Here is a 21,364-nt window from a genome sequence, read left to right on the forward strand (position 1 = left end):
CCAGAGACATGAAATGCCTCGCCACAGTCCTGTTCGCCGCCGTCTTCGCCGCCACTGGAACGCTTGCCGCCGACGGCGCCCAGTCCGACGATCTGATCCAGCCGGCCGAGGGCCGCACCTTGGAAGAGTTCCATTGGATCAAACGGCCGCTCGTCGTCTTCGCGGACAATCCGGCCGATCCGTCGTATGTGCAGCAAATGCAGTATATTGCCGACCGCGAGGATGCCCTGCGCGAACGCGACGTGATCGTACTGACCGACACGTCGCCCGCCGACCGATCGGAGATCCGCGAGACGCTGCGCCCGCGGGGCTTCATGGTCGTGCTGGTCGGCAAGGACGGCAACCGCATCCTCCGCAAGCCGTTCCCGTGGTCGGTGCGCGAACTCACCCGGTCGATCGACAAGCAGCCGATCCGCCAGCAGGAGGTCCGCGACCGCCGCGCAGCCGAGTGACCCGCGCCGCCGGGATGGCGGTCGAGACATTCGGGAACGGGCGCGACGGCACGGGTCATCGGATCACTCGAACTCCATGATGACGTCGTCCACGGCGAGGCTGTCGCCCTCGCCCGCGTTGATCTTGGAGACCTTCGCCTTGCGCTCGGCGCGCAGGATGTTCTCCATCTTCATGGCCTCGACGGTCGCAAGCGCCTGGCCCTCCTGAACCTCGTCGCCCTCGCCAACGTGCAGCTTCACCACGAGGCCCGGCATCGGGCAGAGCAGCATCTTGGAGGTGTCGGGCGCCTCCTTCTCGGGCATGAGGCGCGCAAGCTCGGCCTGGCGCGGCGTGCGGACATGGACCCGCAGGTCCGCGCCGCGGCTGCGGATGCGGAAGCCGCCCGAGATCTTGCCGACCTTCAGCACCAGCGGGGCGCCGTCCACGTTCATCCGGGCCAACTGATCGCCCGGCGTCCAGTCGCCGCTGACGCGGTGGGTCTTGCCATCGGCGAAGCGGATGGTGGCACCCTCCCGGTCTGCCTCGACCGTCATGTCGAAGTCCTGCCCCTGCAGCGCGACGTTCCACTGGTCGCCGACCTTGCGCTCGTGGTTGTCCAGTGTCCCCGAAATGCGCGCGCGCCGGATCTCGGCAACGCGGTTCATCGCGGCACAGGCAGCGGCCACGCGTCGCAGCGCGTCCTCGGGCAGTTCGACCCCGGCGAAGCCGTCGGGATATTCCTCGGCGATGAAGCCGGTGGTGATCTCGCCCGATGTGAAGCGCGGATGATCCATCACGGCGGACAGGAACGGAAGGTTGTGCCCGATCCCCTCGACCTCGAAGGCGTCGAGCGCGTTTCGCATCCCCTCGAGCGCATCGGCCCGGGTCGGCCCCCACGTGCAGAGCTTGGCGATCATCGGGTCGTAGTACATCGAGATCTCGCCACCCTCGAAGACGCCGGTGTCATTGCGCACGGCGGTCGTGGTGTTCTGCTCGGGCGCAGCCTCGGCGGCGTCGGCCACGTCGACCCACTTGCCGTTGTCCTCGAGCGGGCCGGCGGCATGCTCGGACGGCGGCCGATAGCGGGTCAGACGGCCGATGGAGGGCAGGAAGTTGCGATAGGGATCCTCGGCATAGAGCCGGCTTTCGATCGCCCAGCCGTTCAGTTTCACGTCGTCCTGCGCGATGGACAGCGTCTCGCCGTCGGCCACGCGGATCATCTGCTCCACGAGGTCGATGCCGGTGATGAGCTCGGTGACCGGGTGCTCCACCTGGAGCCGGGTGTTCATCTCGAGGAAGTAGAAGTTCTTGTCGCCGTCCATGATGAACTCGACCGTCCCGGCCGAGGCGTAGTCCACCGCCTTGGCCAGCGCGACGGCCTGTTCGCCCATTTTCTTGCGCGTCTCCGGGTCGAGGAACGGCGACGGGGCCTCCTCGATCACCTTCTGGTTCCGGCGCTGGATCGAGCACTCCCGCTCGCCGAGATAGATGCAGTTGCCATGCTTGTCGGCGAGGACCTGGATCTCGATGTGGCGCGGCTGCGTGACGAACTTCTCGATGAAGATACGATCGTCGCCGAAGCTGCTGGCGGCCTCGTTCTTGGACGACTGGAAGCCCTCGCGCGCTTCCTCGTCATCCCAGGCGATCCGCATTCCCTTGCCGCCGCCGCCGGCGCTGGCCTTGATCATCACCGGGTAGCCGATCTCGGCCGAGATCTTCACGGCCTCCTCGGCGTCCTCGATCAGGCCCATGTACCCCGGCACGGTCGAGACGCCGGCCTCGGAGGCGAGCTTCTTCGAGGTGATCTTGTCCCCCATGGCCTCGATCGCGCCTTTGGGGGGGCCGATGAAGGCAACGCCCGCGGCGTCGAGCGCCTCGGCGAATTTCGGGTTCTCCGACAGGAAGCCGTAGCCGGGATGCACCGCCTGCGCGCCGGTCTGCCGGATCGCGTCCATGATCTTGTCGATCACGATGTAAGACTGGTTGGCCTGGGCCGGACCGATATGCACCGCCTCGTCCGCCATCGCGACGTGCAGCGCGTTGCGGTCGGCGTCCGAGTACACGGCGACCGTCCTGATCCCCATCTTGCGGGCGGACTTGATGACCCGGCAGGCGATCTCGCCCCGGTTCGCGATCAGGATCTTGTCGAACATCTCCATCCCCTTGTCAGAGTATTTCCGGCGGTTGCGGGCGCCGTCGCCCGGTCCGCGCATACGAAAACGGCCACCGGGGCGGGTGCCCCGATGGCCGTCGAAAGCTGTGGCGTGCCGTGCGACCCGAAGGCCGCGGCGCGCGTCAGATCAGTTGCAGTACTGCGGCGTGACGTCGTCGCAGACCACGCCGCCGGCTGCGCCAACGGCTGCACCGACGGTGCCGTCACCGCCGGTCGCGCGGTCGATGAGGTAGCCGGCGCCAGCACCGGTTGCGGCGCGCGGCAGGTCCGAGCTTTCGCAGGCTGCGAGGCCGGCGCCCATGATGCCGGTGACTGCGGCGAGTTTGACGAATTTGAGCATGAGTGAGACTCCCTACGTTCCCGTGCCGCGTTTGGCTTATACGCGGCACAAACATCCTTCCGTCGCCCGGAGTTCCGAAAAAGTGCGTCGCCCACGAAAAGATGAGCGCCGTTTTGCCGGACCGGCCGGACGATCCCCGTCGCGCCCCGCGGGGCGCACACGAAAAATCCGGGCGGCTGGTCGGGGGAAACGCCAGGCCGCCCGGAAGGGGAAGGGTTACGGTAAAGACGCGGCCGAGGTGTGCCGGACCGCGCCATCAATGACCCAAGTTGGGACATCTCGACGCTGACAAATCGCCCGGCCGGGGCCAAGCGGTTCGCGCACGCTTCGCGGGAATCGGCTTCTCGCCGCCCATAGCGGGGGTTGATCGGCGGGTTCACGCCCAGAAATCCGGATCGAAGGCGTCGGGAAACGCGGCACGGGCGGCAGCCTCGTCGATCACCATCATGGCATCGTAGTCGGCTGGATCGAACGGGTCGTCCCACGGCTTCACCTCGCGACCGAACAGCCACGAGAGGCGGCCCGCGTCGAGGTTGCCGCGGGCGAAGGGCTCGGTGCCGAACTGGCGCCAGAGCGCGGCCATGAAGAACAGGTCCGCCTTGCGATCCGGAGGCCGGCGATCGGCATAGCGTTCGCGGCGCACGATGGGCGTCACCCCTTTTGGGTTGGCGCGGCGGATTGTGAAGTGGAAGTCCGAGCTGGGCATCCGGCTCGGGAAACCGCGGTGCTTGATCATAGAACCGCCTCCGCGCTGGCGCGGGACCGCGGACGGTTCAGCGATGTGGGCGGGACGGACCGCTGAGCGGCCCGCCCCGGAACCCGATTACTTGTACTTGCCGGTGTAGACCGGTTCCGTGGTGATCGGCTCGGGCTCGACGACCACGTACTCTTCTTCCTGCTGGCCGCCGCATGCGGACAGAGCTGCAACGAAGCCGAAGAGCGCGAGGAACTTAACGATGTGGGACATCTGGGTCTCCTGTCAGTAATCAAGGGGCGGAGCGCCGTCCCGACGTCCCGCTTCCCCTGCGATGTAGCGGTCACTTTCTTGCGACCACCCCTGAAACTACAGAAATTTTCACGGACTTCATATCTGGCACTGCGCGGTTTGGCCGCATGTGACGCGAAAGCCGCAAAGCCAAGGGTCATGTGGCCTGTGTCTGCAAGATTTTGTGGCTGCATCAAAACGCCTCCCAAATGCAGGCTTCATCCGCGATCCGGAAGGACTCGAACGTTTGAGCCACCTCCGGTGCGGCGACGCCAAATGGCACCGGTTCGGCAGAAAGGCTGACCACCACGCGGGCCGCATCCAAGGCGGCCGTTTCGAGAAGCGGCAGCACCACCTCGGCGCAAAGCGCCTCGGCATCGTCCGTAAGCACATCGAGATCGCCCGCCCCGACATCGAGGTCCGGCGCGACAAAGCGCGCCCGGTACAGACCGTCAGGCTCGGAGAGGACCTCATGCAGCGTCACGTTCCGGCCCGAGGGCACGTCGATCGCCCCGGGATCGGCGAGCTTTACGACGGTCGGTTCGTGCGTGCCCGCGTGCGCCACGCCCGGAACCGCGCTCAAGGTCAGCGAAAGAGTCGCACAGACGGTCGCAACTGCCTTTTGCGAAAGGGGGATGAGGCAGCCCCGACCCCTCGAAAGGGCTCCTCCCGTCGGGGCTGCGCTATCGCGGGCCTGGCCCGCTACCTCGGCGATCTCGACTGAATGCCGCATCATGCGGCACCTCCGCGTCCGGCCCATTTGCGCCATGCGGCACGGTGGGTGGGCGAGGTCAGGAGATCCTCGAGCATCGTTTGCACCGATTCAGGAACGGCTGCTTTTCCGACCCGACCTCCGATGCGAACGCTGAAAAACTCATCGTTGTGCGTAATGGTTACCACAGGTGAAAAGCCACGCAAGCGTTTCATTTTTCTCCAGAGGTCTTGACGAATCGCCACGGCAAGTTTCCGCGACGACACCCGAGGGAACGTACCCTCGGCGGACACGTCGAAGCGCGGCGGCCAGTGCCGCGCATGGACGAGCGCGCCGTCCGCTTCGGCCCAGTACCAGCCGTGCCGGAGCACCGGTTCGGCCCCCGCGATGTCGTCGGTCTTCGTCATGTGCAGGCTCAGAGCGGGATGTTGTCGTGCTTCTTCCACGGGTTCGACAGCTTCTTGTTGCGAAGCGCGGCGAAGGCGCGGCTGACGCGCCGCCGGGTTGAACGCGGCTGGATCACCTCGTCGATGAACCCCTTCTCGGCCGCGACGAACGGGTTGGCGAAGCGGTCCTCGTATTCCTGCGTGCGCGCCGCGATCTTCTCGGGGTCGCCCAATTCGGAGCGGTAGAGGATCTCGGTGGCGCCCTTCGCGCCCATCACCGCGATCTCGGCGGTGGGCCAGGCATAGTTGAAGTCACCGCGCAGGTGCTTGGAGGCCATCACGTCATAGGCACCGCCGTAGGCCTTGCGGGTAATGACCGTGACCTTCGGCACCGTCGCCTCTCCGTAAGCGAACAGCAGTTTCGCGCCGTGCTTGATGACGCCACCGTATTCCTGACCGGTCCCCGGCAGGAAGCCCGGCACGTCGACGAAGGTCAGGATCGGAATTTCGAACGCATCGCAGAAACGCACGAAGCGCGCGGCCTTGCGGCTGGAATCGATGTCGAGGCACCCGGCCAGCACCATCGGCTGGTTCGCGACAACGCCCACGGTCTGCCCCTCGAGCCGAATGAAGCCCGTGACCATGTTCTTGGCGAACTCCGCCTGGATCTCGTAGAAGTCGCCCTCGTCCGCGACCTTCTCGATCAGCTCCTTCATGTCGTACGGCGTGTTCGCGTTCTCGGGGATGAGCGTGTCGAGCGAGGTCTCCTGGCGGCCGGGTTCGTCGAAGAACGGGCGCACCGGGGGCTTTTCGCGGTTCGACAGCGGCAGGAAGTCGACGAGCCGCCGCACCTCGGCGAGCGCCTCCACGTCGTTTTCGAAGGCGCCGTCCGCGACCGAGGACTTCTTGGTGTGGGTGGACGCGCCGCCAAGCTCCTCGGCGGTGACGACCTCGTTCGTGACGGTCTTCACCACGTCGGGGCCGGTGACGAACATGTAGCTGGAATCCTTCACCATGAAGATGAAGTCAGTCATCGCCGGCGAGTAAACCGCGCCGCCCGCGCACGGCCCCATGATGACGCTGATCTGCGGGATGACGCCCGAGGCCATGATATTGCGCTGGAAGACCTCGGCATAGCCCGCGAGGCTCGCCACGCCCTCCTGGATGCGTGCGCCGCCCGAGTCGTTGAGACCGATCACCGGCGCGCCGTTCTGCATCGCCATGTCCATGATCTTGCAGATCTTCTGGGCATGGGTTTCCGACAGCGAGCCGCCGAACACGGTGAAGTCCTGGCTGAACACGTAGACCTGCCGGCCATTGATCGTGCCCCAGCCGGTCACCACGCCGTCTCCGTAGGGGCGCTGCTTTTCCATGCCGAAGTCGGTGCAGCGGTGCGCGACGAACATGTCGAACTCTTCGAAGGAGCCCTCGTCGACCAGAAGTTCGATGCGCTCGCGGGCGGTCAGCTTGCCCTTGGAATGCTGCGCCTCGATCCGCTTCTCGCCACCACCGAGCCGGGCCTCGGCGCGGCGGTCCTCGAGTTCCTGCAGGATATCCTTCATGCGGTCCGCTCCCTCGTGCTGTTGCGCGGGACAATTACAGCGTGCACGCGTCCGCTCAACAGAATTTCTGCGAATTTGCAAAGTCGGCATAGAATGGCAACCGAATACTGCAAAGTCGCGAAGACGCCCGCCCCGCGTGGACAGCCCGTGCCGGCGGCACTACGACGCTTGGAATGGCCAACCTCCCCAACGTCCGCTTCCTCGACCCCGCCACACCGCCGCATATCGGCACGTTGATCCTGATCGCCGGGCTCTCGGCGCTGGCCATGAACATCTTCCTGCCGAGCCTGCCCGCGATGGTGGAGGATTTCGACACGGAGTATCGCCTCGTGCAGCTCTCTGTCGCGGTGTATCTCGGTGTGAACGCGGCGCTGCAGGTCTTCGTCGGACCGATCTCGGACAAGTTCGGCCGCCGTCCGGTGATCCTGTGGGGCATCGCGATCTTCATCGTCGCGACCCTGGGCTGCCTGATGGCGCGGGACATCTGGGTGTTTCTCGGCTTCCGCATGGTGCAGGCGACGGTGGTCACCGCCATGGTGCTGGGGCGCGCGATGGTGCGCGACGTGGTTCCGCAGGATCGTGCGGCGTCGATGATCGGTTACGTCACCATGGGCATGGCCGTGGTCCCGATGATCGGCCCCGCCATTGGCGGCGTCCTCGACCAGGCTTTCGGCTGGCGCGCCAACTTCTGGTTGTTGCTGGTTCTCGGGCTCCTGATGTTCTGGCTGAGCTGGCGCGACCTCGGCGAGACCGCGAAGCCCTCGTCGCTCAGCCTCGCACAGCAGTTCCGGGAATATCCCACCCTTCTCGGCGCGCCGCGCTTCTGGGGCTACGCGCTGGCGGCGGCGTTCTCGTCCGGGGCGTTCTTCTCGTATCTCGGCGGCGCGCCCTTCGTGGGTTCGGTGGTGTTTTCGCTGGAACCCGCGCAGCTCGGGGTGATGTTTGGCGCTCCGGCCGTGGGATATGTCCTCGGCAACTATCTCTCGGGCCGTTTCTCCGAGAGTGTCGGCGTGAACCGCATGGTTCTCATGGGCTCGCTCGTGAACGCGCTCGGCGTCGGCACGTCGATGCTGGTTTTCGCCGCGGGCTACGGCAGCGCGCTGAGCTTCTTCGGCTTCATGTGCTTCGTGGGCCTCGGAAATGGCATGACGATCCCGAACGCCACCGCCGGCGCGCTCTCGGTGCGCCCGCACCTGGCCGGGACCGCCTCGGGACTGGCGGGCGCAATCATGATCGGCGGCGGGGCGGCCCTCTCGGCGCTCGCCGGCGCGCTGCTTCAGCCCGGCACCGGCCCGTGGCCCCTGCTCTACCTGCAGTTCATCACCGGCATCTGCGGCGTCGCGGCGATCTCTTACGTGGCTTGGCGCGACCGGCAGCTGGCACGTCGCGCGGCGGCCTGAGCGGATGACCCGGCGGCCCTTGGCGTCGCGGGGAAAATTTGCAAACTACGCCCACACAATCTGCAAAGGCGGCACATGGGCGTTCAGAAACTCTACGCGGGCGCGAAATTGCGCGATCTGCGCGGCCGGCTCGGGCTGACCCAGAAAGATTTCGCGGGAAAGCTCGGCATTTCGCTGCCCTACCTGAACCAGATGGAGAACAACAACCGGCCGGTGTCCACCACCGTCCTGCTGGCGTTGGCGCAGGAGTTCGGCTTCGATGTCACCGAGCTGGGCCAGGGCGACGCAGAGCGGCTGGTGGCCGATATCCGCGAGGCGCTCACCGACCCTCTTTTCGCAGAGGCGCCCGCGGTGCCGGACCTGCGGCTGGTGGCGGCGAACGCACCGGCCTTCGCGCGGGCCTTTCTCGAACTGCACCGCGCCTACCGCCAGACCCACGAGCGGCTGGCCTCCCTCGACGAGGCGCTGGGGCGCGAGAACACCCAACTTCGCCCGTCCCCTTGGGAGGAGGTGCGCGACTTCTTCCACTACTGCGACAACTACATCGATGCGGTGGACCGCGCGGCCGAGCGCTACGCCCACCTGCGGCCCGGAGAGCCGACGCTGCGCGACGCGGTGATGACCCGCCTGCGCGACGCCGGCATCGAAGTCGCGCTGGCCGACACCGACGCGCTACGGCACTTCGATGCGCGGGCGAACCGGCTGACGCTTTCGGCCCGCGCGCCGCACGAGACGCAAACCTTCCAGATGTTGTTGCAGGTGGCGCTGATCCAGCACGGCCAGCTTCTGGACGCGACGCTCGACCTCGCACGGTTCCAGTCCGACGCCGCCCGCGACATCGCAAAGATCGGACTGGCCAACTACTTCGCGGGCGCGGCGCTCATGCCCTACACCGCGTTCCTCGCCGCGGCGCAGGACGTGCGGCACGATCTTGAGCGGCTGGCCCAGACCTTCGGCGCCTCGATCGAACAGGTCGCGCACCGGCTCTCGACGTTGCAGCGTCCCGGCGCGAAGGGCGTGCCGTTCTTCTTCGTGCGCGTGGACCAGGCCGGCACGATCACCAAGCGGCACTCGGCCACGCGGCTGCAATTCGCCCGCTTCGGCGGCGCCTGCCCCCTGTGGAACGTGCACCGCGCCTTCGAGACGCCGGGCCGGTTCCTTCGCCAGTTGGCCGAAACGCCCGATGGCGTGCGCTACATCAACCTCGCGCGGGACGTCTCCAAGCCGCCGGGACGGTTCGGCGCTCCGGTGCGTCGCTACGCCATTGCGCTCGGCTGCGAGGTCGCCCATGCGCCGCAGCTCGTCTACGCCGACGGCATGGACATCTCGCGGGCGGCGGCGTTCGAGCCCATCGGCATCTCGTGCCGGATCTGCGAGCGCCCCGATTGCCACCAGCGGTCGGTCCCGCCGCTCGAGCGCAAGCTCGAGATCACGCCCGACCACCGGGAGACCCTGCCCTACCGCGTGAAGTGAGCCCGGCTCAGCCCGCCGGCCAGCGCGCCGCCATGTCGGCGGCCAGCGCCCGGTCGGTGTCGTCCGCCTCGCCCGTGGCCCACGGCCGGACGCGCAGACGGAAGGCAGCGAGCGCGATATCCTCCTGCCCGGAGTTCCAGCGGTAGCCGATGCGGTGCAGGTCCGCCGCCAGATCGCCCGGATCGGCGCGTCCCGTCTCGGGCAGCACGGCGAGCCCGCGCCGCGCGAGCCGCCGCCAGTCGAAGCGCGGGCCGGGATCGACCTTGCGCCCGATGGCCATGTCGGAATGGCCGATCACGCGGTCGGCCGTCACGTCCCATCGGTCGAAGATGCCCTCGAGCAGCACCTCCAGCGCCAGCATCTGGGGTTCGGGGAACGGATGAGCGCCGGTATTCGCCAGCTCGATCCCGATCGAACGGGAGTTCACGTCGGTGATCTCACCCCAGGCGCCCGCGCCCGCGTGCCAGGCGCGCTCGGCCTCGTCGACCATCTGCCAGACGCGGCCCGTTTCGGAGACGAGGTAGTGCGCGGACACGCCGGCCTCGGCATCGCACAGCCGGGCCAGCGCCGCGTCGCAGGTCGTCATCGCTGTGTAGTGCAGGACCACATGGTCGGGCACGGCGCCTCCGCGCCGCGCGCCGAAGTTCGGACTCGGATGAGGGACCGGGATCAGCCGCGTGCGCGCCGGAAGGGCGCCGGGCTCCACCCGCAGGCGAAGCCGTCACCGTCCGCATCGAGACCCTTGCGGTCACGCTCGGGTCCGCCGGAGGATAGGAAGTCCTCCTGCGCGAGATCGTCCGAGGAGTAAGCGGCGCAGTTCCGCGCCTCCTTGGCCTTGGACGAGAACGCACCGCGGGAATACTGGGGCTGGCCGACGCTGTTCGTCGTCGACAGCGCGTACTGAACCACGTTGGCGCTCGACCCGCCGGGACGCTGGGGCAGCGGCTCTGGGGCGATCTGCTGGTAGTTCGCGGTGTTCTGCGCCACCAGCGCCGCGTCTTCCTCGATCGAGCGCTCGCTCGACACCGCGTCGAAATCATTCTCGGAGGAGATACCGGCGGAGTTGCTGACCGTGCCGCCCGGCGCCGGGCCGGCAACCTCGGGATACATGCCGCTCGAGCGGGTGTTCGAGCCACCGCCGTCGATCGCCGCCGCGGCCATCGCGGCGATGTCATCGTCGCCGCCGCCGCCGTTCGAACCGGAGTCCAGCGTGCTTTCGCTGACCGACGGGCTCGAATCCAGGCGACCGGTGCCGGGGTTCGTCGTCCCTTCGAGCTGAGCGTCCACCCGTGCACGGCGATTGTCGTCGTAGCGGTCGAAGCCAACGGTCGCGCCGCTGTCGGGAATCGCCGGGGCGCAGGCCTGGGCCAGCACCAGCGCGGCGGTCGGAAGTAGGTAGAAAGAGCGCATTCCGTCACTCCTGGTTTCGGACAGGGGCCGCGTTACCACCATTTCTCGGGCTTGGAAACGAAACCTGCCGCACGTTCCAGTGCGTAGGCGGTGTTCAGCAGGTCACCCTCTTCCCACGGACGGCCGATCAGCTGCAGGCCAAGCGGCAGACCGTTGCGATCCTGCCCGGCGGGCACCGAGATGCCCGGCAGCCCGGCGAGGTTCACCGTCACCGTGAAGACGTCGTTGAGATACATCTGCACCGGATCGGCGCTCTGCATCTCGCCCAGCCCGAAGGCCGCCGACGGCGTGGCCGGCGTCAGGATGGCGTCGACGCCATCCGCGAAGGCGTCTTCGAAGTCCTTCTTGATGAGCGTCCGCACCTTGCGCGCGCGGTTGTAATAGGCGTCGTAGAAGCCCGCCGACAGTACGTAGGTGCCGACCATGACCCGGCGCTGCACCTCCGCGCCGAAGCCCTCGGCCCGGGTCTTTTCGTACATCTCGACGACGCCGTCACCCTGAGCCAGCTGCGCGCGGCGGCCGTAGCGCACCCCGTCGTAGCGCGCGAGGTTCGACGACGCCTCCGCGGGCGCGATCACGTAGTAGGTCGGCAGGGCGTATTTCGTGTGCGGCAGCGAGATGTCGACGACCTTCGCGCCCGCGTCCTCGAGCATCTTGCGGCCCTCGGCCCAGAGCGCCTCGATCTCCTCGGGCATCCCGTCCATGCGGTACTCGCGTGGGATGCCGATGGTCTTGCCCTTGATGTCGCCGGTCAGCGCGGCCTCGAAATCGGGCACGGCAAGCTCGGCCGAGGTCGAATCCATCGGATCGTGCCCGGCCATCGCGTTCAGCATGATCGCGCAGTCGCGCACGTCCTTGGCCATCGGACCCGCCTGGTCGAGCGAAGAGGCAAACGCGATGATCCCCCAGCGCGAACAGCGCCCGTAGGTCGGCTTGAGCCCGGTGATCCCGGTGAAGGCCGCGGGCTGGCGGATCGAGCCGCCGGTATCGGTGCCCGTCGCGCCGAGGCAGAGATCGGCCGCCACCGCCGCGGCCGAACCGCCGGAGGAGCCACCCGGCGTCAGCTTGGCGGCGTCGTTGCCGCGCCGCCAAGGGTTCACCGCGTCGCCGTAGACGCTGGTCTCGTTCGACGAGCCCATGGCGAACTCGTCCATGTTGAGCTTGCCGAGCATCACGGCACCGGCCTCGCGCAGCTGACGGGTGACGGTGGATTCGTAGGGTGGCGTGAAGCCCTCGAGGATGCGGCTCGCGGCCTGCGCGGGCACGCCTTCGGTGCAGAACAGGTCCTTGATCCCGAGCGGAATGCCGCAAAGGTCGGGCGCGTCGCCGGCCTTCAGCCGCGCGTCGGCGGCCGCGGCGCGCTCGCGCGCGATCTCCGGGGTCTTGTGGACCACGGCGCCCAGCGCGTCGGCGCCGTCGATGGCCGTCAGGCACGCCTCGGTCAGCTCGGCGCTCGTCACCTCGCCCTTGCGCAGCGCGTCGCGCGCGGAGGCGATCGTCATGCCAGTCAGTTCGGTCATTCCACCACCTTCGGAACAGCGAAGAAGCCCTCGCGCGCGTCGGGCGCGTTCGACAGGATGGTGTCGGCCATGCCGCCCGAGGTCACCTCGTCGGCGCGGCGTGGAAGGCGCATGGGCGTTACCGAGACCATGGGCTCGACGCCCTCGACGTCGACCTCCTGCAACTGCTCGATGAAGCCCAGGATGGCGCCGAATTCCTCGGCAAGGGCAGGCAGCGCGTCGTCGTCGACGCGGATGCGGGCGAGCTTCGCCACGCGCGCGGCGGTCGCGGTGTCGATGGACATCGGGGGCACCCCTCTTCGTCGTCGGTCGTATCAGGCCCCGCCTTTACCGTCGCGCCCCGCCGCCCGCAAGGACGTGCGCGCGATAGACCTCGATCATCCAGCCCAGCATGACGGCATTGAGCACGTGCCACAGGAAATGTGTGCCAAGCGGGAAGTCGGGACAGACCGGCCCGTCGAGCGTCCTGAACGCGAGCGAAAGGCACAGGATCGCCGCGCCCGCCGCAAGCCGGCGCGCGGTCGCGGGCGCCCGCCGCGCGAGCAGTCCCGCGTGCAGGAAGATCAGCAGCGGCACCGGTGCGTAACCGGCCGACCCTCCGAGCGCGTCCCGAAACGGCAGCACCTGCCCCACGGCCACCATCGCGGGAACCGAGGCCAGCGTCAGCGCCCCTGCCAGCCATCGCGGCTGGTCCCAGAAATCGCGATGCGCAGCATAGATGTAGAGGACCACGAACAGGAAGATCGGCAGCACGTCGGCCAGTCCCGCCCACGCCTGCGCGATGGTATGGAAAAGCCCCGAACCGATCCCGATCGCCCCGAGCACGAGCGAGAGACCCCGCGCCTTCGGCAGCCCGTGCATGCGCGGCCATACCCAGAGCGCCGCCAGAACGAAGCCAAGGTTGGTCACCGCGTTCACCGGCTCGGCCCAAAGACCCGGGCCCACGCGTTCGCAATAGCCGTCTACCGCCGCCGTCCAGTCCATGCGCCCCCGCGCCCACCCCGTCTTCTCGCTCCGAATAGTCCTGGCAGCGTCCGCGCTCCGCCCCCATCGACGACGCCCCCGCCGCTCTTTCTTCCTGGCGCAAATATCCCGGGAGCGCGAGGGCAGAGCCCTCGTTCCAACGCCGCCACGGGCGCTCGGGTCGAAAACAGCCACCCCCCGTGCCCTTGCCCATCCGAGCCGTTTTGGTGGCAACGAAGCGGACTCACGCCGTCGCTCCCGTATCGCGAACCTCCGGCGCACCCGGTCCCCGCGCTAGACCCATCGCGCGGGCAATCTAGGTGCCTCCCCGATCCCAACCGCTTCCCAAGGAGCCCATTCCCATGAAGATCATCTGGCTCGGCCACTCCTCCTTCCGCCTCGAATTCGGCGAGACCGTGCTGCTGCTCGACCCCTGGCTCGACGGCAACCCATCCTTCCCCGAGGACCGCAAGGACGAGGCGCTCGACGGCGCCACGCACATCCTGCTGACGCACGGCCACTTCGACCACGCCAGCGAAGTCGTTGACCTCGCCAAGTCGCGCAAGCTGCCGGTGATCGGGCAGTTCGACCTGATGGGGCACTGGGAAGACAGCGAGGGGCTCGAGGTCACCGGCTTCAACAAGGGCGGCACCGTGGACGTCAACGGCATCAAGATCACGATGGTCCACGCCACCCATTCCTCGACCATGCCCGGACCGCACGGACCGGTCTCGGCGGGCAGCGAGGCCGGATACATGATCGCCGCCGAGGGCCACGTGATCTACGTTTCCGGCGACACCGACGTGATGGCCGACATGGGCGTGTTCCACGCGCTGCACAAACCCGACATCGGCATCCTCTGCGCCGGCGGGCACTTCACGATGGACATGCACCGCGCCGCCTACGCGGCGAAGACCTTCTTCGACTTCAAGACGGTCATCCCCTGCCACTACAAGACCTTCCCCCTGCTGGAGCAGTCGGCGGACACGCTCAAGTCCGAGCTTCCGGGCGTGGACGTGATCGAGCCCGAGGTCCTGACCGCGATCGAGATCTGATCCCGTCGACCGTGCCCGCGCTCATCCAGCGGGCGCGGGCGTTTCCACGTTGCGCAGTCGCGCGCACGTCCGAAACCTCTCGAAGCGCGCCGCCCGATCCGGCATAATGGCGCGCAAAACGAGCAGCGGACCATCGGACATGCCGGACGACCGGGCGCTTCCCGCGCAGGTGAACATCCTCGCCGTCGCCCAGGCCGGGCGGCTGGAACACGAGGCGGCGCTGCTGGCGCTTTCCTTGCAGTCCAGTGGCACCTCCGACCGCTTCCAGCTGGTGATCGCCGAGCCGCAGCCGGGGCCGCTCTGGCCGGACGATCCCCGTATCTCGGACGACATCCGGCGCCTCCTGACCGACGCGGGCGCCACCATCGTTCCTTTCGAAAGCCGACATTTCGGCGCGGCCTATCCCTACGGCAACAAGATCGAGGCGCTCACGGCCCTGCCCCCGAACGTGCCGTTTCTTTTCCTCGACACCGACACGCTGGTGCTGTCCCCGCTCGACTCGGTGCCGTTCGACTTCGACTATCCCTCCGCTTCTCTCCGGCGCGAGGGAACGTGGCCGGTGATCGAGTTGTACGGACCGGGCTACGCGGATACATGGCGCGCGCTCTACGACCGCTTCGGGCTGGACTTCGACAGCTCGCTCGACCCGGCCTGGCCGGACGAGTTCTGGCGCCGCTACCTCTACTTCAATGCGGGCGTCTTCTGGTATCGCGATCCGCAGGAGTTCGGGCGCCGCTTCCTCGAGACCGCGCTGTCGATCCGCGACGACCCGCCTCCGGAACTGGTTTGCCAGAGCCTCGATCCGTGGCTTGACCAGGTGGCGCTGCCGCTGGTGATCCACGGTCTTGGCGGCGGGCGCGACGCCGCGGCGCATGAGTGGATAGATGGTCCGGCCACATGCCATTACCGGCTGCTACCGCTGCTCTACGCGCGAGAGGACGACTGCGCGGTCGAAGTGCTGGAGGCGATCACCGCGCCCAATAAGGTGAAGAAGGTGCTCAAGACCTACGACCCGATCCGGCTCATGGTCTACCACGGACGCGGCCGGAAGGCGCGCGCGCTCTTCGATCGCGATGATCTGCCCCGCAAGGAACAGGCGATCCGCAACCGTCTGAAGCGCGAAGGATTCTGGATGCGGTGACGCCCCGGACAACGGGCTCTACCGTCAACATTTTGGTGTATACCGACAGGATTGTTGCCGCTCGAGCCCATGAATCCGGCATTTTCACCGGCCAATTTCTGCATTTTTAGCAATTGGCGAAAAATAAACTCTGGAACCGAAACGATATTCTAATTATCCGCGCAATTCGCGGAATTGTAGGGAAATTTTCCTCACGAGACGACGAGCGGCCGTGACCCGAGCCGCTGCAACACGCGCAAAGCGATGTGCCAGATCACTTTTTTTCGCGCTTCCGCTCACGGCCCCGGCGGAACATCGCCCGGAAGTGCGCGGTTTCTGGCCAGACCCCTCAGTCGCACATCGATATTCACGAGAGGACCCGACGATGCCGATGACCTTTAGACGCCTGCTGCTGAGCACCGCGCTCACGCTGCCCGCCATGGCCGGCACGGCCTACGCCCAGGATTCCGAAGCCCCCTGCGAGCAACTGTCCAGCATGATCGAGGATGGCGTGCCGCAGGACGTCTCCATGAGTGAAGACGAGCTGCAGCAGCTTGTGCAGGACGGCGATGCCGAAGCGTGCGCGACGCAGCTCGAACAGATGCAATCCTCGGACAGCGATCAGGCCAGCGCCGAAGCTGACGCCGAGGCGGAAGCCGAAGCCGAGGTCGTCGAGCGCGAGCAGACCACCGTCGAACTCGATGCCGAGCGCGTGGTGGAAGGTGTCGTGACCCTCGACCGCAATGCGCCCCAGGTCGACGTGGAGCAGGGCGAGACCAACGTCACCGTGCAGAACAGCCAGCCCGACGTGACCGTCGAGCAGCGGCAGCCGGAAATCACCGTGCGCCAGCCGCAGGCGACGGTGACGATGGAGATGGCGCAGCCGACCGTTCGCATCGAACAGCCCGCGCCCGAGATCATCATCACGATGCCGGATCCGAACGTGAACGTCGCCGATGCCGAGCCGCAGGTCGACGTCCAACAGGGCGAGCCGACGGTGTCAGTCCAGCAGGCGCCGCCGACGGTGAACCTCGACCTCCAGGTAGTCGAGAGCTCGGAAGCGTCGGGCGACGGCGTGCAGGTCGAGGACAGCCAGTCGGGCACTTCCTACGCGCAGGGCGAGGAGCAGGAGCTTCAGCCGCTCGACAATGCCGAGGTCTCGATGACCCAGGCCGAGCCGCAGATCACCTACGAGCAAGCCTCGTCGGGTTCGGGTGACGACGCCGAGGGGTCCGAAGGCCAGTCGGGCAACGTGACCGTGTCGCGCGCCGGCCAGCCGACCGTGAACTACGAAAGCTCGGAGCCGAACGTCGAGTTCTCGATGGCCGGCGAACCGCAGATCGAGTTCACCCAGGCGGGCGAGCCGCAGGTGACCGTGCAGACCGCCGGCTCCGACGAAGCGCAGATGCAGGACGATGCGCAGCAGAACGCGCAGTCCGAAGAGCAGGCGCAGAACGGCGAGCAGGACACCGCGCAGTCGGGCGAAGAGATGGAGAACGACGCCGAGCAGACCGCGGAAGCGGCCGGCGACTCCATGGAGAACGCCGCGGAAGATACCGCCCAAGCCACCGAGAACGCGGCCGAGGACGCGGCTCAGGCGACCGAGAACGCGGCCGAAGACACCGCCCAGGCGACCGAAAACGCTGCCGAGGAAACCGAGCAGGCCGCAGAGGCCGCGACGGCGGAGGCAACGGACTCCGAGACCGACATGGCATCGGGTGACGATGCTGCGTCGGGCGACACGGAGGCGACCCAGTCGGCCGATGCGTCGGGCGCAAGCAGCGACATCCAGGTGGACGGCTTCCAGCCGGTCGCGGCAGCAGACGTGCAGAACGACGCGCTGACGTCGAAAGCACTCTACAACTCCTCGAACGAGCGCATCGGCGATATCGAGGAAGTGGTGTCCGGTGACGGTTCGGGCGTCGAGCGCATCGTCGTGGGTGTCGGCGGCTTCCTCGGCCTCGGCGAGCGCCAGGTGGCGCTGTCGATGGACGAGCTGTCGGTCATGCAGGCCGAAGACGGTGACGAGGTCCGCGTCTACACCAACATGACGCGCGACGATCTCGAGAACATGGAGCGCTACGAGGATTGATCCTCGCGTGCAGCAAATGGAAAGGGCCGGCGCCACGCGCCGGCCCTTTTTTCATGTCGCGACGTTCCGCGCGTATCAGATCGAGGCGCGGTAGATCTTGTCGATGTTCTGGCCGAGGGCGGCGTTGAACTCGTCGTCCGACTGCTGCTTCGACAGCCCCTCGGTCAGGGCGCGGCTGAAGCTCGCGATCATCTTGGAGTTCTTCGAGAGCCGCTCGCAGGCGTCATCGGTCGAGTAGCCACCTGACAGCGCCACCACGCGCAACACGCGCGGATGATCGGACAGCACGTCGTAAAGGCCCGGCTCGGTCGGAATCGTCAGCTTGAGCATGACGGTCTCTCCCTCGGGCATTGCATCGAGATGCTTCTTGATCGCGTCGCGCAGCATGACCTCGGCCTCGGCCTTGGTCTCGGAATGGATGTCGACCTCGGGCTCGAGGATCGGCACGAGGCCCGCGCCCATCACGGTGCGTCCGACCTCGAACTGCTGATCGACGATGGCCTGGATGCCGGCCTCGTTCGCCTCGTGGACGACCGAGCGCTCCTTGGTGCCGAAGATGCCGAAGCCCACGGCCTCCTGCAGAAGTTCCTCGAGGCCCGGCATCGGCTTCATCAGCTGCACGCCGTCCGCCTTGTCGGCCAGGCCCTTGTCGATCTTGAGGAAGGGCACGATGCCGCGGTCGTTCCACAGCAGATCCGCGGTCGGCTTGCCCTCGATCTCGCCGCGCATGGTGCGCTCGAACAGGATCGCGCCCAGAACCTTCTCGGAGGTGAAGTCGGGCGCGGTGATGATCCGCGAGCGCATTTCGTGGATCCGGGCGAACATGTCCTCTTCGCCGTCATAGTCGCTTTCCTCCACGCCGTAGAGGCGCAGTGCCTTGGGGGTCGAGCCGCCCGACTGGTCGAGCGCGGCGATGAAGCCCTGCCCGGTTTCCATCCGGCGGGCCATCTCGGTAAAATGCGCAGCGTCCTTGGCCATGATCCCTGTCTCTTTCCTGGAAATTGGATGTGTCGGGAAAGGGTCTACGCGATGCCCCCGCGCGAGGATAGAGCGCCGGCAATGGTTTAACGCTAACGAAATCTCATCGCCGCTCGATGCGCAGATGAATGCCGGCGCGCGCCCGGACGGTAAGGTGCGCGACGGGCTCGGGCACCCGGTCGGGCAGCGCCGCGACACGGTGGTCCGCCAGCAGACGCGCAAGCAGGAGGGGCCCCTCGACCATCGCGAAGCCCGCCCCGGGACACACCCGCGCCCCGGCCGAGAACGGGATGTAGGCGTCGCGCGCCGAGGCGCGGCCGGCCTCGCTCTGCCAGCGCGCGGGAACGAAGCCGTCGGGATCGTGCCACAGCCGCTCGTGCCGGTGCAGGTGCCACGGGCTGAGGACGATCTGCGCGCCCTTCGGCACTGCGCGGTCGCGGAACCGCTCCGGGCAGCGCGCCTGCCGCACCATCATCGGCACCGGGGGATAGAGTCGCAGCGCTTCGCGGAACACGTCGCGGGCCACGCGCGCGCGGCCCAGTTCGGCGAAGTCGCCGTTGAGCGCCCTGCCCTCCTCGGCAACCTTCTCCTGCCACTCGGGATGCGTCGCCATCAGGTAGAGCGCCCAGCCGAGCGCCGACGCGGACGTCTCATGGCCCGCGAGGAAGAAGATCGCCACCTGGTCGACCGTCTCGGCGGTCGAGAACGTCTCGCCCGTTTCGGGGTCGCGCGTGGTCATGATCTTGGTAGCGAGGTCATCTGGGGCGTCGCCGGCCTCGATCCGGGCCATGCGCCGGTCCACAAGCTCGGTGATGAGCGCGCGGATGCGCCGGGCCGCGCGCCGCGTGTCGCGCCTGAAGAACCGCGGCAACCCGCGCGGCAGAGGCACGAAGGCCGCGAGGTTCAGGATCGGCTGGCTGCGCTGGTAGGCACGGAACTCGTGGAACACCGCCTGCGCTATCTCGTCCTCGATCGGGATCGAAAAGAGGGTGCGGAAGATCACGTCGGCGGCGGCGTGGCTGGCCTGCTCCTCGATCTCGACCGTGCCCTCCGGCAGACGGGTGCGCGCCGCCTCGGCGGCGGCCCACATGGCGGGCCAGGTATCGCGCAGGCGCCCGCCCTCGAACGCCGGGTCGATGATGCGGCGCTGGCGTTCCCACGTTGCGCCATTCGTCAGGAAAACGCTGTTGCCCAGGAGCGGGCGCAGCCCTTCCCCGATCCGGTCGGACTTCGGGAAGTCGCGTGGCCGCGCCTTCAGCACCGTCGCCACGAGGTCGGGCTGGTTCACCAGGAAAGAGCGGAAGAACGGCGTGCGAAACTCGGCCATCCACGCGCGGTAAAGCCGTGCCGGCTGGGCCGACAGGATGTCCGCCCGGAAGAGCCGCGCATACCGCCAGAGCGACACGCGGTCGGCCCGGGCGGGCGGCTTCGGGGGCGGTTGGCGCGTGCCGTCAGGCATCACGCCGCCATCGAGGTGAACTTGGACACGGCCACGTCGATCCGGCTGGCCGAAGGCGGACGTCCCGCGTAGCGCGCGGCAAGGCTCAGGGGGCCGGCGGTGATGCGAAAGTAGTCGTAGTCGAGCGGCCGGTCGAAGGCGCAGAGATACTGGAAGTGCAGCCGGAAAAAGCGCCAGCGAAGCTCCGCCCACCGCTCGGGGCTGAGCGAGCGGGTGAACTGAGCCGAGAACACCAGCGGCCAGCGCTTGCCCTCCGGCGCCACGCCGGACACCGCCACCGGATCGCAGAGCGCGAAGGCGCAGCCGTCGCCCGGCGCGGTCACGTCGATCCATGTCAGCTCGTCGCGGGCGGCGAGAAAGTGCAGGTCCGCCCGCAGCCGGTGCGCGCCCGGCAGGAACGACACCATCGGCACCACCTGTCCCAGCGACAGGAAGCCGAGCTTCGGCCCGTTCGCCGGCACCCGACCCGCGCGGATCAGGTCGGCGAGGATCGACACGCCGAGATGCGCGCCCGAGGAGTGGCCGACGACAAGCACCTCGTCCACGTCCGAAGTGAGCGCCGCGCCGATCGCCTCGGCGAACTCCGACATCCGGGCCTCGAGCGGGGCCGGGTTGGCCCCGTTCCACCGGGCCGAGTAGGCGTAATCGTGCATCAGGTAGTAGGCAAAGATCTTGCCGTCCTTCTTCTTGCACCAGCGCAGGATCGCGACCGCGACACCCACCCCGGCGATGAGCGCCGGGCCGAGCGCCACCGCGCCGATCAACGGCGACAGCAATGCGGACAGCATTGCGCCCACCGCCCAGCCGAGCCCGCCGGCCACGACCAGTTGCAGCAGAAGCATCCCGATCGGATAGAGCGCGGCGATCACCGGCCCCTTGCGCAGGCGCATCAGCCGACGCAGCGCACCGCTGGCGATGTAGGTCCATGCGGTTCGCACCAGCTGGGCATAGGTCGCCGGAATCGAGTTCGACATGCTGTCGCGCACGATGTCGGACCAGACGAGCACGTCGATGTCCGCCGCGCTGTCGGTGCCGTCCATGCGCGCCGCGACGCGCCAGCCGTAGGGTCCCGTGGTGGTCTTGGGTCTGAGCGCGATCTCGTAGTCCGACACCTTGGCCTGTGCCGCGCCCTCCTTGCGGTAAAGCTCGCGGTAGCGGCGGGGATGGATCGGATCATAGCCGGGAATGTAGAACACCCGGCGGCGGCGCACGTCCTGCGCGATGTCGCTGGCGCTGTCGGTCATGGTGTCGCGTCGTCCCCGCTCGGCCCCCGATTGTGAAGCCTAGACGCGTTTTCCGGCGGG

Annotated in this window: 21 protein-coding genes; 6 read left to right on the forward strand and 15 right to left on the reverse strand. The window is 67.6% G+C overall.

The window, feature by feature from the left end:
• Positions 1-8: 8 nt before the first annotated feature.
• Positions 9-452: a DUF4174 domain-containing protein gene (locus tag BMX29_RS13855; protein ID WP_043843567.1), complete on the forward strand. Its 444-nt coding sequence runs from the start codon at positions 9-11 to the stop codon at positions 450-452.
• A gap of 63 nt (positions 453-515) precedes the next feature.
• On the opposite strand, the gene BMX29_RS13860 is transcribed toward BMX29_RS13855, so the two are convergent.
• The 7 genes from BMX29_RS13860 to BMX29_RS13885 form a co-directional block, all read right to left on the reverse strand.
• Entirely contained in the window at positions 516-2,585 is a 2,070-nt protein-coding gene (locus tag BMX29_RS13860) for an acetyl-CoA carboxylase biotin carboxylase subunit (protein WP_092813995.1), read from the reverse strand.
• Between the two features lie 147 nt (positions 2,586-2,732).
• Positions 2,733-2,945, reverse strand: a complete 213-nt coding sequence (locus BMX29_RS13865; RefSeq protein WP_043843565.1) for a hypothetical protein — start codon at positions 2,943-2,945, stop codon at positions 2,733-2,735.
• 376 nt (positions 2,946-3,321) lie between these two features.
• A complete protein-coding gene (locus BMX29_RS13870; protein ID WP_043843563.1) occupies positions 3,322-3,681 on the reverse strand; it encodes a hypothetical protein in 360 nt (119 codons plus the stop codon).
• 87 nt (positions 3,682-3,768) lie between these two features.
• Positions 3,769-3,912: a hypothetical protein gene (locus tag BMX29_RS19265; RefSeq protein WP_164490713.1), complete on the reverse strand. Its 144-nt coding sequence runs from the start codon at positions 3,910-3,912 to the stop codon at positions 3,769-3,771.
• 211 nt (positions 3,913-4,123) lie between these two features.
• Positions 4,124-4,666 (reverse strand): DUF6497 family protein, encoded by a 543-nt coding sequence (locus tag BMX29_RS19645; RefSeq protein ID WP_244889241.1) that lies wholly within the window; start codon positions 4,664-4,666, stop codon positions 4,124-4,126.
• Complete coding sequence (locus tag BMX29_RS13880; protein WP_092813816.1) at positions 4,663-5,049, reverse strand: hypothetical protein; 387 nt, start codon at positions 5,047-5,049, stop codon at positions 4,663-4,665. The genes BMX29_RS19645 and BMX29_RS13880 overlap by 4 nt, the downstream gene beginning before the upstream one ends.
• 8 nt (positions 5,050-5,057) lie before the next feature.
• A complete protein-coding gene (locus BMX29_RS13885) occupies positions 5,058-6,590 on the reverse strand; it encodes an acyl-CoA carboxylase subunit beta (protein ID WP_092813818.1) in 1,533 nt (510 codons plus the stop codon).
• 173 nt (positions 6,591-6,763) lie between these two features.
• Here BMX29_RS13885 and BMX29_RS13890 point away from each other — a divergent pair, with 173 nt between their 5' ends.
• Together BMX29_RS13890 and BMX29_RS13895 are read left to right on the forward strand one after the other, a co-directional pair.
• Positions 6,764-7,990 carry a multidrug effflux MFS transporter gene (locus BMX29_RS13890; protein WP_043843561.1) on the forward strand — a complete coding sequence of 409 codons (1,227 nt, stop codon included), beginning with the start codon at positions 6,764-6,766 and terminating at the stop codon, positions 7,988-7,990.
• A gap of 75 nt (positions 7,991-8,065) precedes the next feature.
• Positions 8,066-9,463, forward strand: coding sequence for a helix-turn-helix domain-containing protein (locus tag BMX29_RS13895; RefSeq protein WP_092813820.1), 1,398 nt, complete (start codon positions 8,066-8,068; stop codon positions 9,461-9,463).
• Positions 9,464-9,470: 7 nt separating this feature from the next.
• Here BMX29_RS13895 and BMX29_RS13900 read toward each other — a convergent pair whose 3' ends face one another.
• From BMX29_RS13900 to BMX29_RS13920, 5 genes are read right to left on the reverse strand one after another with little or no spacing between them, the layout of a single operon-like run.
• A complete protein-coding gene (locus tag BMX29_RS13900; RefSeq protein WP_092813999.1) occupies positions 9,471-10,082 on the reverse strand; it encodes an N-acetylmuramoyl-L-alanine amidase in 612 nt (203 codons plus the stop codon).
• Positions 10,083-10,132: 50 nt separating this feature from the next.
• Positions 10,133-10,873, reverse strand: a complete 741-nt coding sequence (locus BMX29_RS13905; protein WP_092813823.1) for a hypothetical protein — start codon at positions 10,871-10,873, stop codon at positions 10,133-10,135.
• 32 nt (positions 10,874-10,905) lie between these two features.
• Positions 10,906-12,393: an Asp-tRNA(Asn)/Glu-tRNA(Gln) amidotransferase subunit GatA gene (gatA, locus tag BMX29_RS13910; RefSeq protein WP_092813826.1), complete on the reverse strand. Its 1,488-nt coding sequence runs from the start codon at positions 12,391-12,393 to the stop codon at positions 10,906-10,908.
• Complete coding sequence (gatC, locus tag BMX29_RS13915; protein ID WP_043843555.1) at positions 12,390-12,677, reverse strand: Asp-tRNA(Asn)/Glu-tRNA(Gln) amidotransferase subunit GatC; 288 nt, start codon at positions 12,675-12,677, stop codon at positions 12,390-12,392. Before gatC ends, gatA begins: the two co-directional genes overlap by 4 nt.
• A 43-nt stretch (positions 12,678-12,720) precedes the next feature.
• Positions 12,721-13,377 (reverse strand): ceramidase domain-containing protein, encoded by a 657-nt coding sequence (locus BMX29_RS13920; protein ID WP_092813829.1) that lies wholly within the window; start codon positions 13,375-13,377, stop codon positions 12,721-12,723.
• Between the two features lie 341 nt (positions 13,378-13,718).
• On the opposite strand from BMX29_RS13920, the gene BMX29_RS13925 reads away from it, so the two are divergent.
• From BMX29_RS13925 to BMX29_RS13935, 3 genes are all read left to right on the forward strand, one after another.
• Positions 13,719-14,411 (forward strand): metal-dependent hydrolase, encoded by a 693-nt coding sequence (locus BMX29_RS13925; protein WP_092813832.1) that lies wholly within the window; start codon positions 13,719-13,721, stop codon positions 14,409-14,411.
• Between the two features lie 139 nt (positions 14,412-14,550).
• Positions 14,551-15,552 (forward strand): lytic polysaccharide monooxygenase auxiliary activity family 9 protein, encoded by a 1,002-nt coding sequence (locus BMX29_RS13930; protein WP_092813835.1) that lies wholly within the window; start codon positions 14,551-14,553, stop codon positions 15,550-15,552.
• A gap of 370 nt (positions 15,553-15,922) precedes the next feature.
• Complete coding sequence (locus BMX29_RS13935) at positions 15,923-17,623, forward strand: PRC-barrel domain-containing protein (protein WP_175471194.1); 1,701 nt, start codon at positions 15,923-15,925, stop codon at positions 17,621-17,623.
• A 75-nt stretch (positions 17,624-17,698) separates the two neighbouring features.
• Here the strand turns inward: BMX29_RS13935 and BMX29_RS13940 are convergent, their stop codons facing one another.
• The 3 genes from BMX29_RS13940 to BMX29_RS13950 all read right to left on the reverse strand — a co-directional run bounded on the left by BMX29_RS13940 (position 17,699) and on the right by BMX29_RS13950 (position 21,304).
• A complete protein-coding gene (locus BMX29_RS13940) occupies positions 17,699-18,601 on the reverse strand; it encodes a fructose bisphosphate aldolase (RefSeq protein ID WP_043843549.1) in 903 nt (300 codons plus the stop codon).
• Between the two features lie 103 nt (positions 18,602-18,704).
• Positions 18,705-20,060, reverse strand: coding sequence for a cytochrome P450 (locus BMX29_RS13945; RefSeq protein WP_092813841.1), 1,356 nt, complete (start codon positions 20,058-20,060; stop codon positions 18,705-18,707).
• The gene (locus BMX29_RS13950) at positions 20,060-21,304 is read right to left on the reverse strand and encodes a hypothetical protein (protein WP_092813843.1); all 1,245 of its coding nucleotides are present in this window, start codon (positions 21,302-21,304) and stop codon (positions 20,060-20,062) included. Before BMX29_RS13950 ends, BMX29_RS13945 begins: the two co-directional genes overlap by 1 nt.
• Between the last annotated feature and the right edge of the window lie 60 nt (positions 21,305-21,364).

Source organism: Roseivivax marinus (assembly GCF_900109705.1).
In the GTDB taxonomy this organism is placed as follows: domain Bacteria; phylum Pseudomonadota; class Alphaproteobacteria; order Rhodobacterales; family Rhodobacteraceae; genus Roseivivax; species Roseivivax marinus.

Coding starts and splice junctions, on each gene's coding strand:
- BMX29_RS13855 (WP_043843567.1), top strand. CDS start 9: ATGAAATGCCTCGCCACAGTCCTGTTCGCCGCCGTCTTCGCCGCCACT.
- BMX29_RS13860 (WP_092813995.1), bottom strand. CDS start 2,585: ATGTTCGACAAGATCCTGATCGCGAACCGGGGCGAGATCGCCTGCCGG.
- BMX29_RS13865 (WP_043843565.1), bottom strand. CDS start 2,945: ATGCTCAAATTCGTCAAACTCGCCGCAGTCACCGGCATCATGGGCGCC.
- BMX29_RS13870 (WP_043843563.1), bottom strand. CDS start 3,681: ATGATCAAGCACCGCGGTTTCCCGAGCCGGATGCCCAGCTCGGACTTC.
- BMX29_RS19265 (WP_164490713.1), bottom strand. CDS start 3,912: ATGTCCCACATCGTTAAGTTCCTCGCGCTCTTCGGCTTCGTTGCAGCT.
- BMX29_RS19645 (WP_244889241.1), bottom strand. CDS start 4,666: ATGATGCGGCATTCAGTCGAGATCGCCGAGGTAGCGGGCCAGGCCCGC.
- BMX29_RS13880 (WP_092813816.1), bottom strand. CDS start 5,049: ATGACGAAGACCGACGACATCGCGGGGGCCGAACCGGTGCTCCGGCAC.
- BMX29_RS13885 (WP_092813818.1), bottom strand. CDS start 6,590: ATGAAGGATATCCTGCAGGAACTCGAGGACCGCCGCGCCGAGGCCCGG.
- BMX29_RS13890 (WP_043843561.1), top strand. CDS start 6,764: ATGGCCAACCTCCCCAACGTCCGCTTCCTCGACCCCGCCACACCGCCG.
- BMX29_RS13895 (WP_092813820.1), top strand. CDS start 8,066: ATGGGCGTTCAGAAACTCTACGCGGGCGCGAAATTGCGCGATCTGCGC.
- BMX29_RS13905 (WP_092813823.1), bottom strand. CDS start 10,873: ATGCGCTCTTTCTACCTACTTCCGACCGCCGCGCTGGTGCTGGCCCAG.
- gatA (WP_092813826.1), bottom strand. CDS start 12,393: ATGACCGAACTGACTGGCATGACGATCGCCTCCGCGCGCGACGCGCTG.
- gatC (WP_043843555.1), bottom strand. CDS start 12,677: ATGTCCATCGACACCGCGACCGCCGCGCGCGTGGCGAAGCTCGCCCGC.
- BMX29_RS13920 (WP_092813829.1), bottom strand. CDS start 13,377: ATGGACTGGACGGCGGCGGTAGACGGCTATTGCGAACGCGTGGGCCCG.
- BMX29_RS13925 (WP_092813832.1), top strand. CDS start 13,719: ATGAAGATCATCTGGCTCGGCCACTCCTCCTTCCGCCTCGAATTCGGC.
- BMX29_RS13930 (WP_092813835.1), top strand. CDS start 14,551: ATGCCGGACGACCGGGCGCTTCCCGCGCAGGTGAACATCCTCGCCGTC.
- BMX29_RS13935 (WP_175471194.1), top strand. CDS start 15,923: ATGACCTTTAGACGCCTGCTGCTGAGCACCGCGCTCACGCTGCCCGCC.
- BMX29_RS13940 (WP_043843549.1), bottom strand. CDS start 18,601: ATGGCCAAGGACGCTGCGCATTTTACCGAGATGGCCCGCCGGATGGAA.
- BMX29_RS13945 (WP_092813841.1), bottom strand. CDS start 20,060: ATGCCTGACGGCACGCGCCAACCGCCCCCGAAGCCGCCCGCCCGGGCC.
- BMX29_RS13950 (WP_092813843.1), bottom strand. CDS start 21,304: ATGACCGACAGCGCCAGCGACATCGCGCAGGACGTGCGCCGCCGCCGG.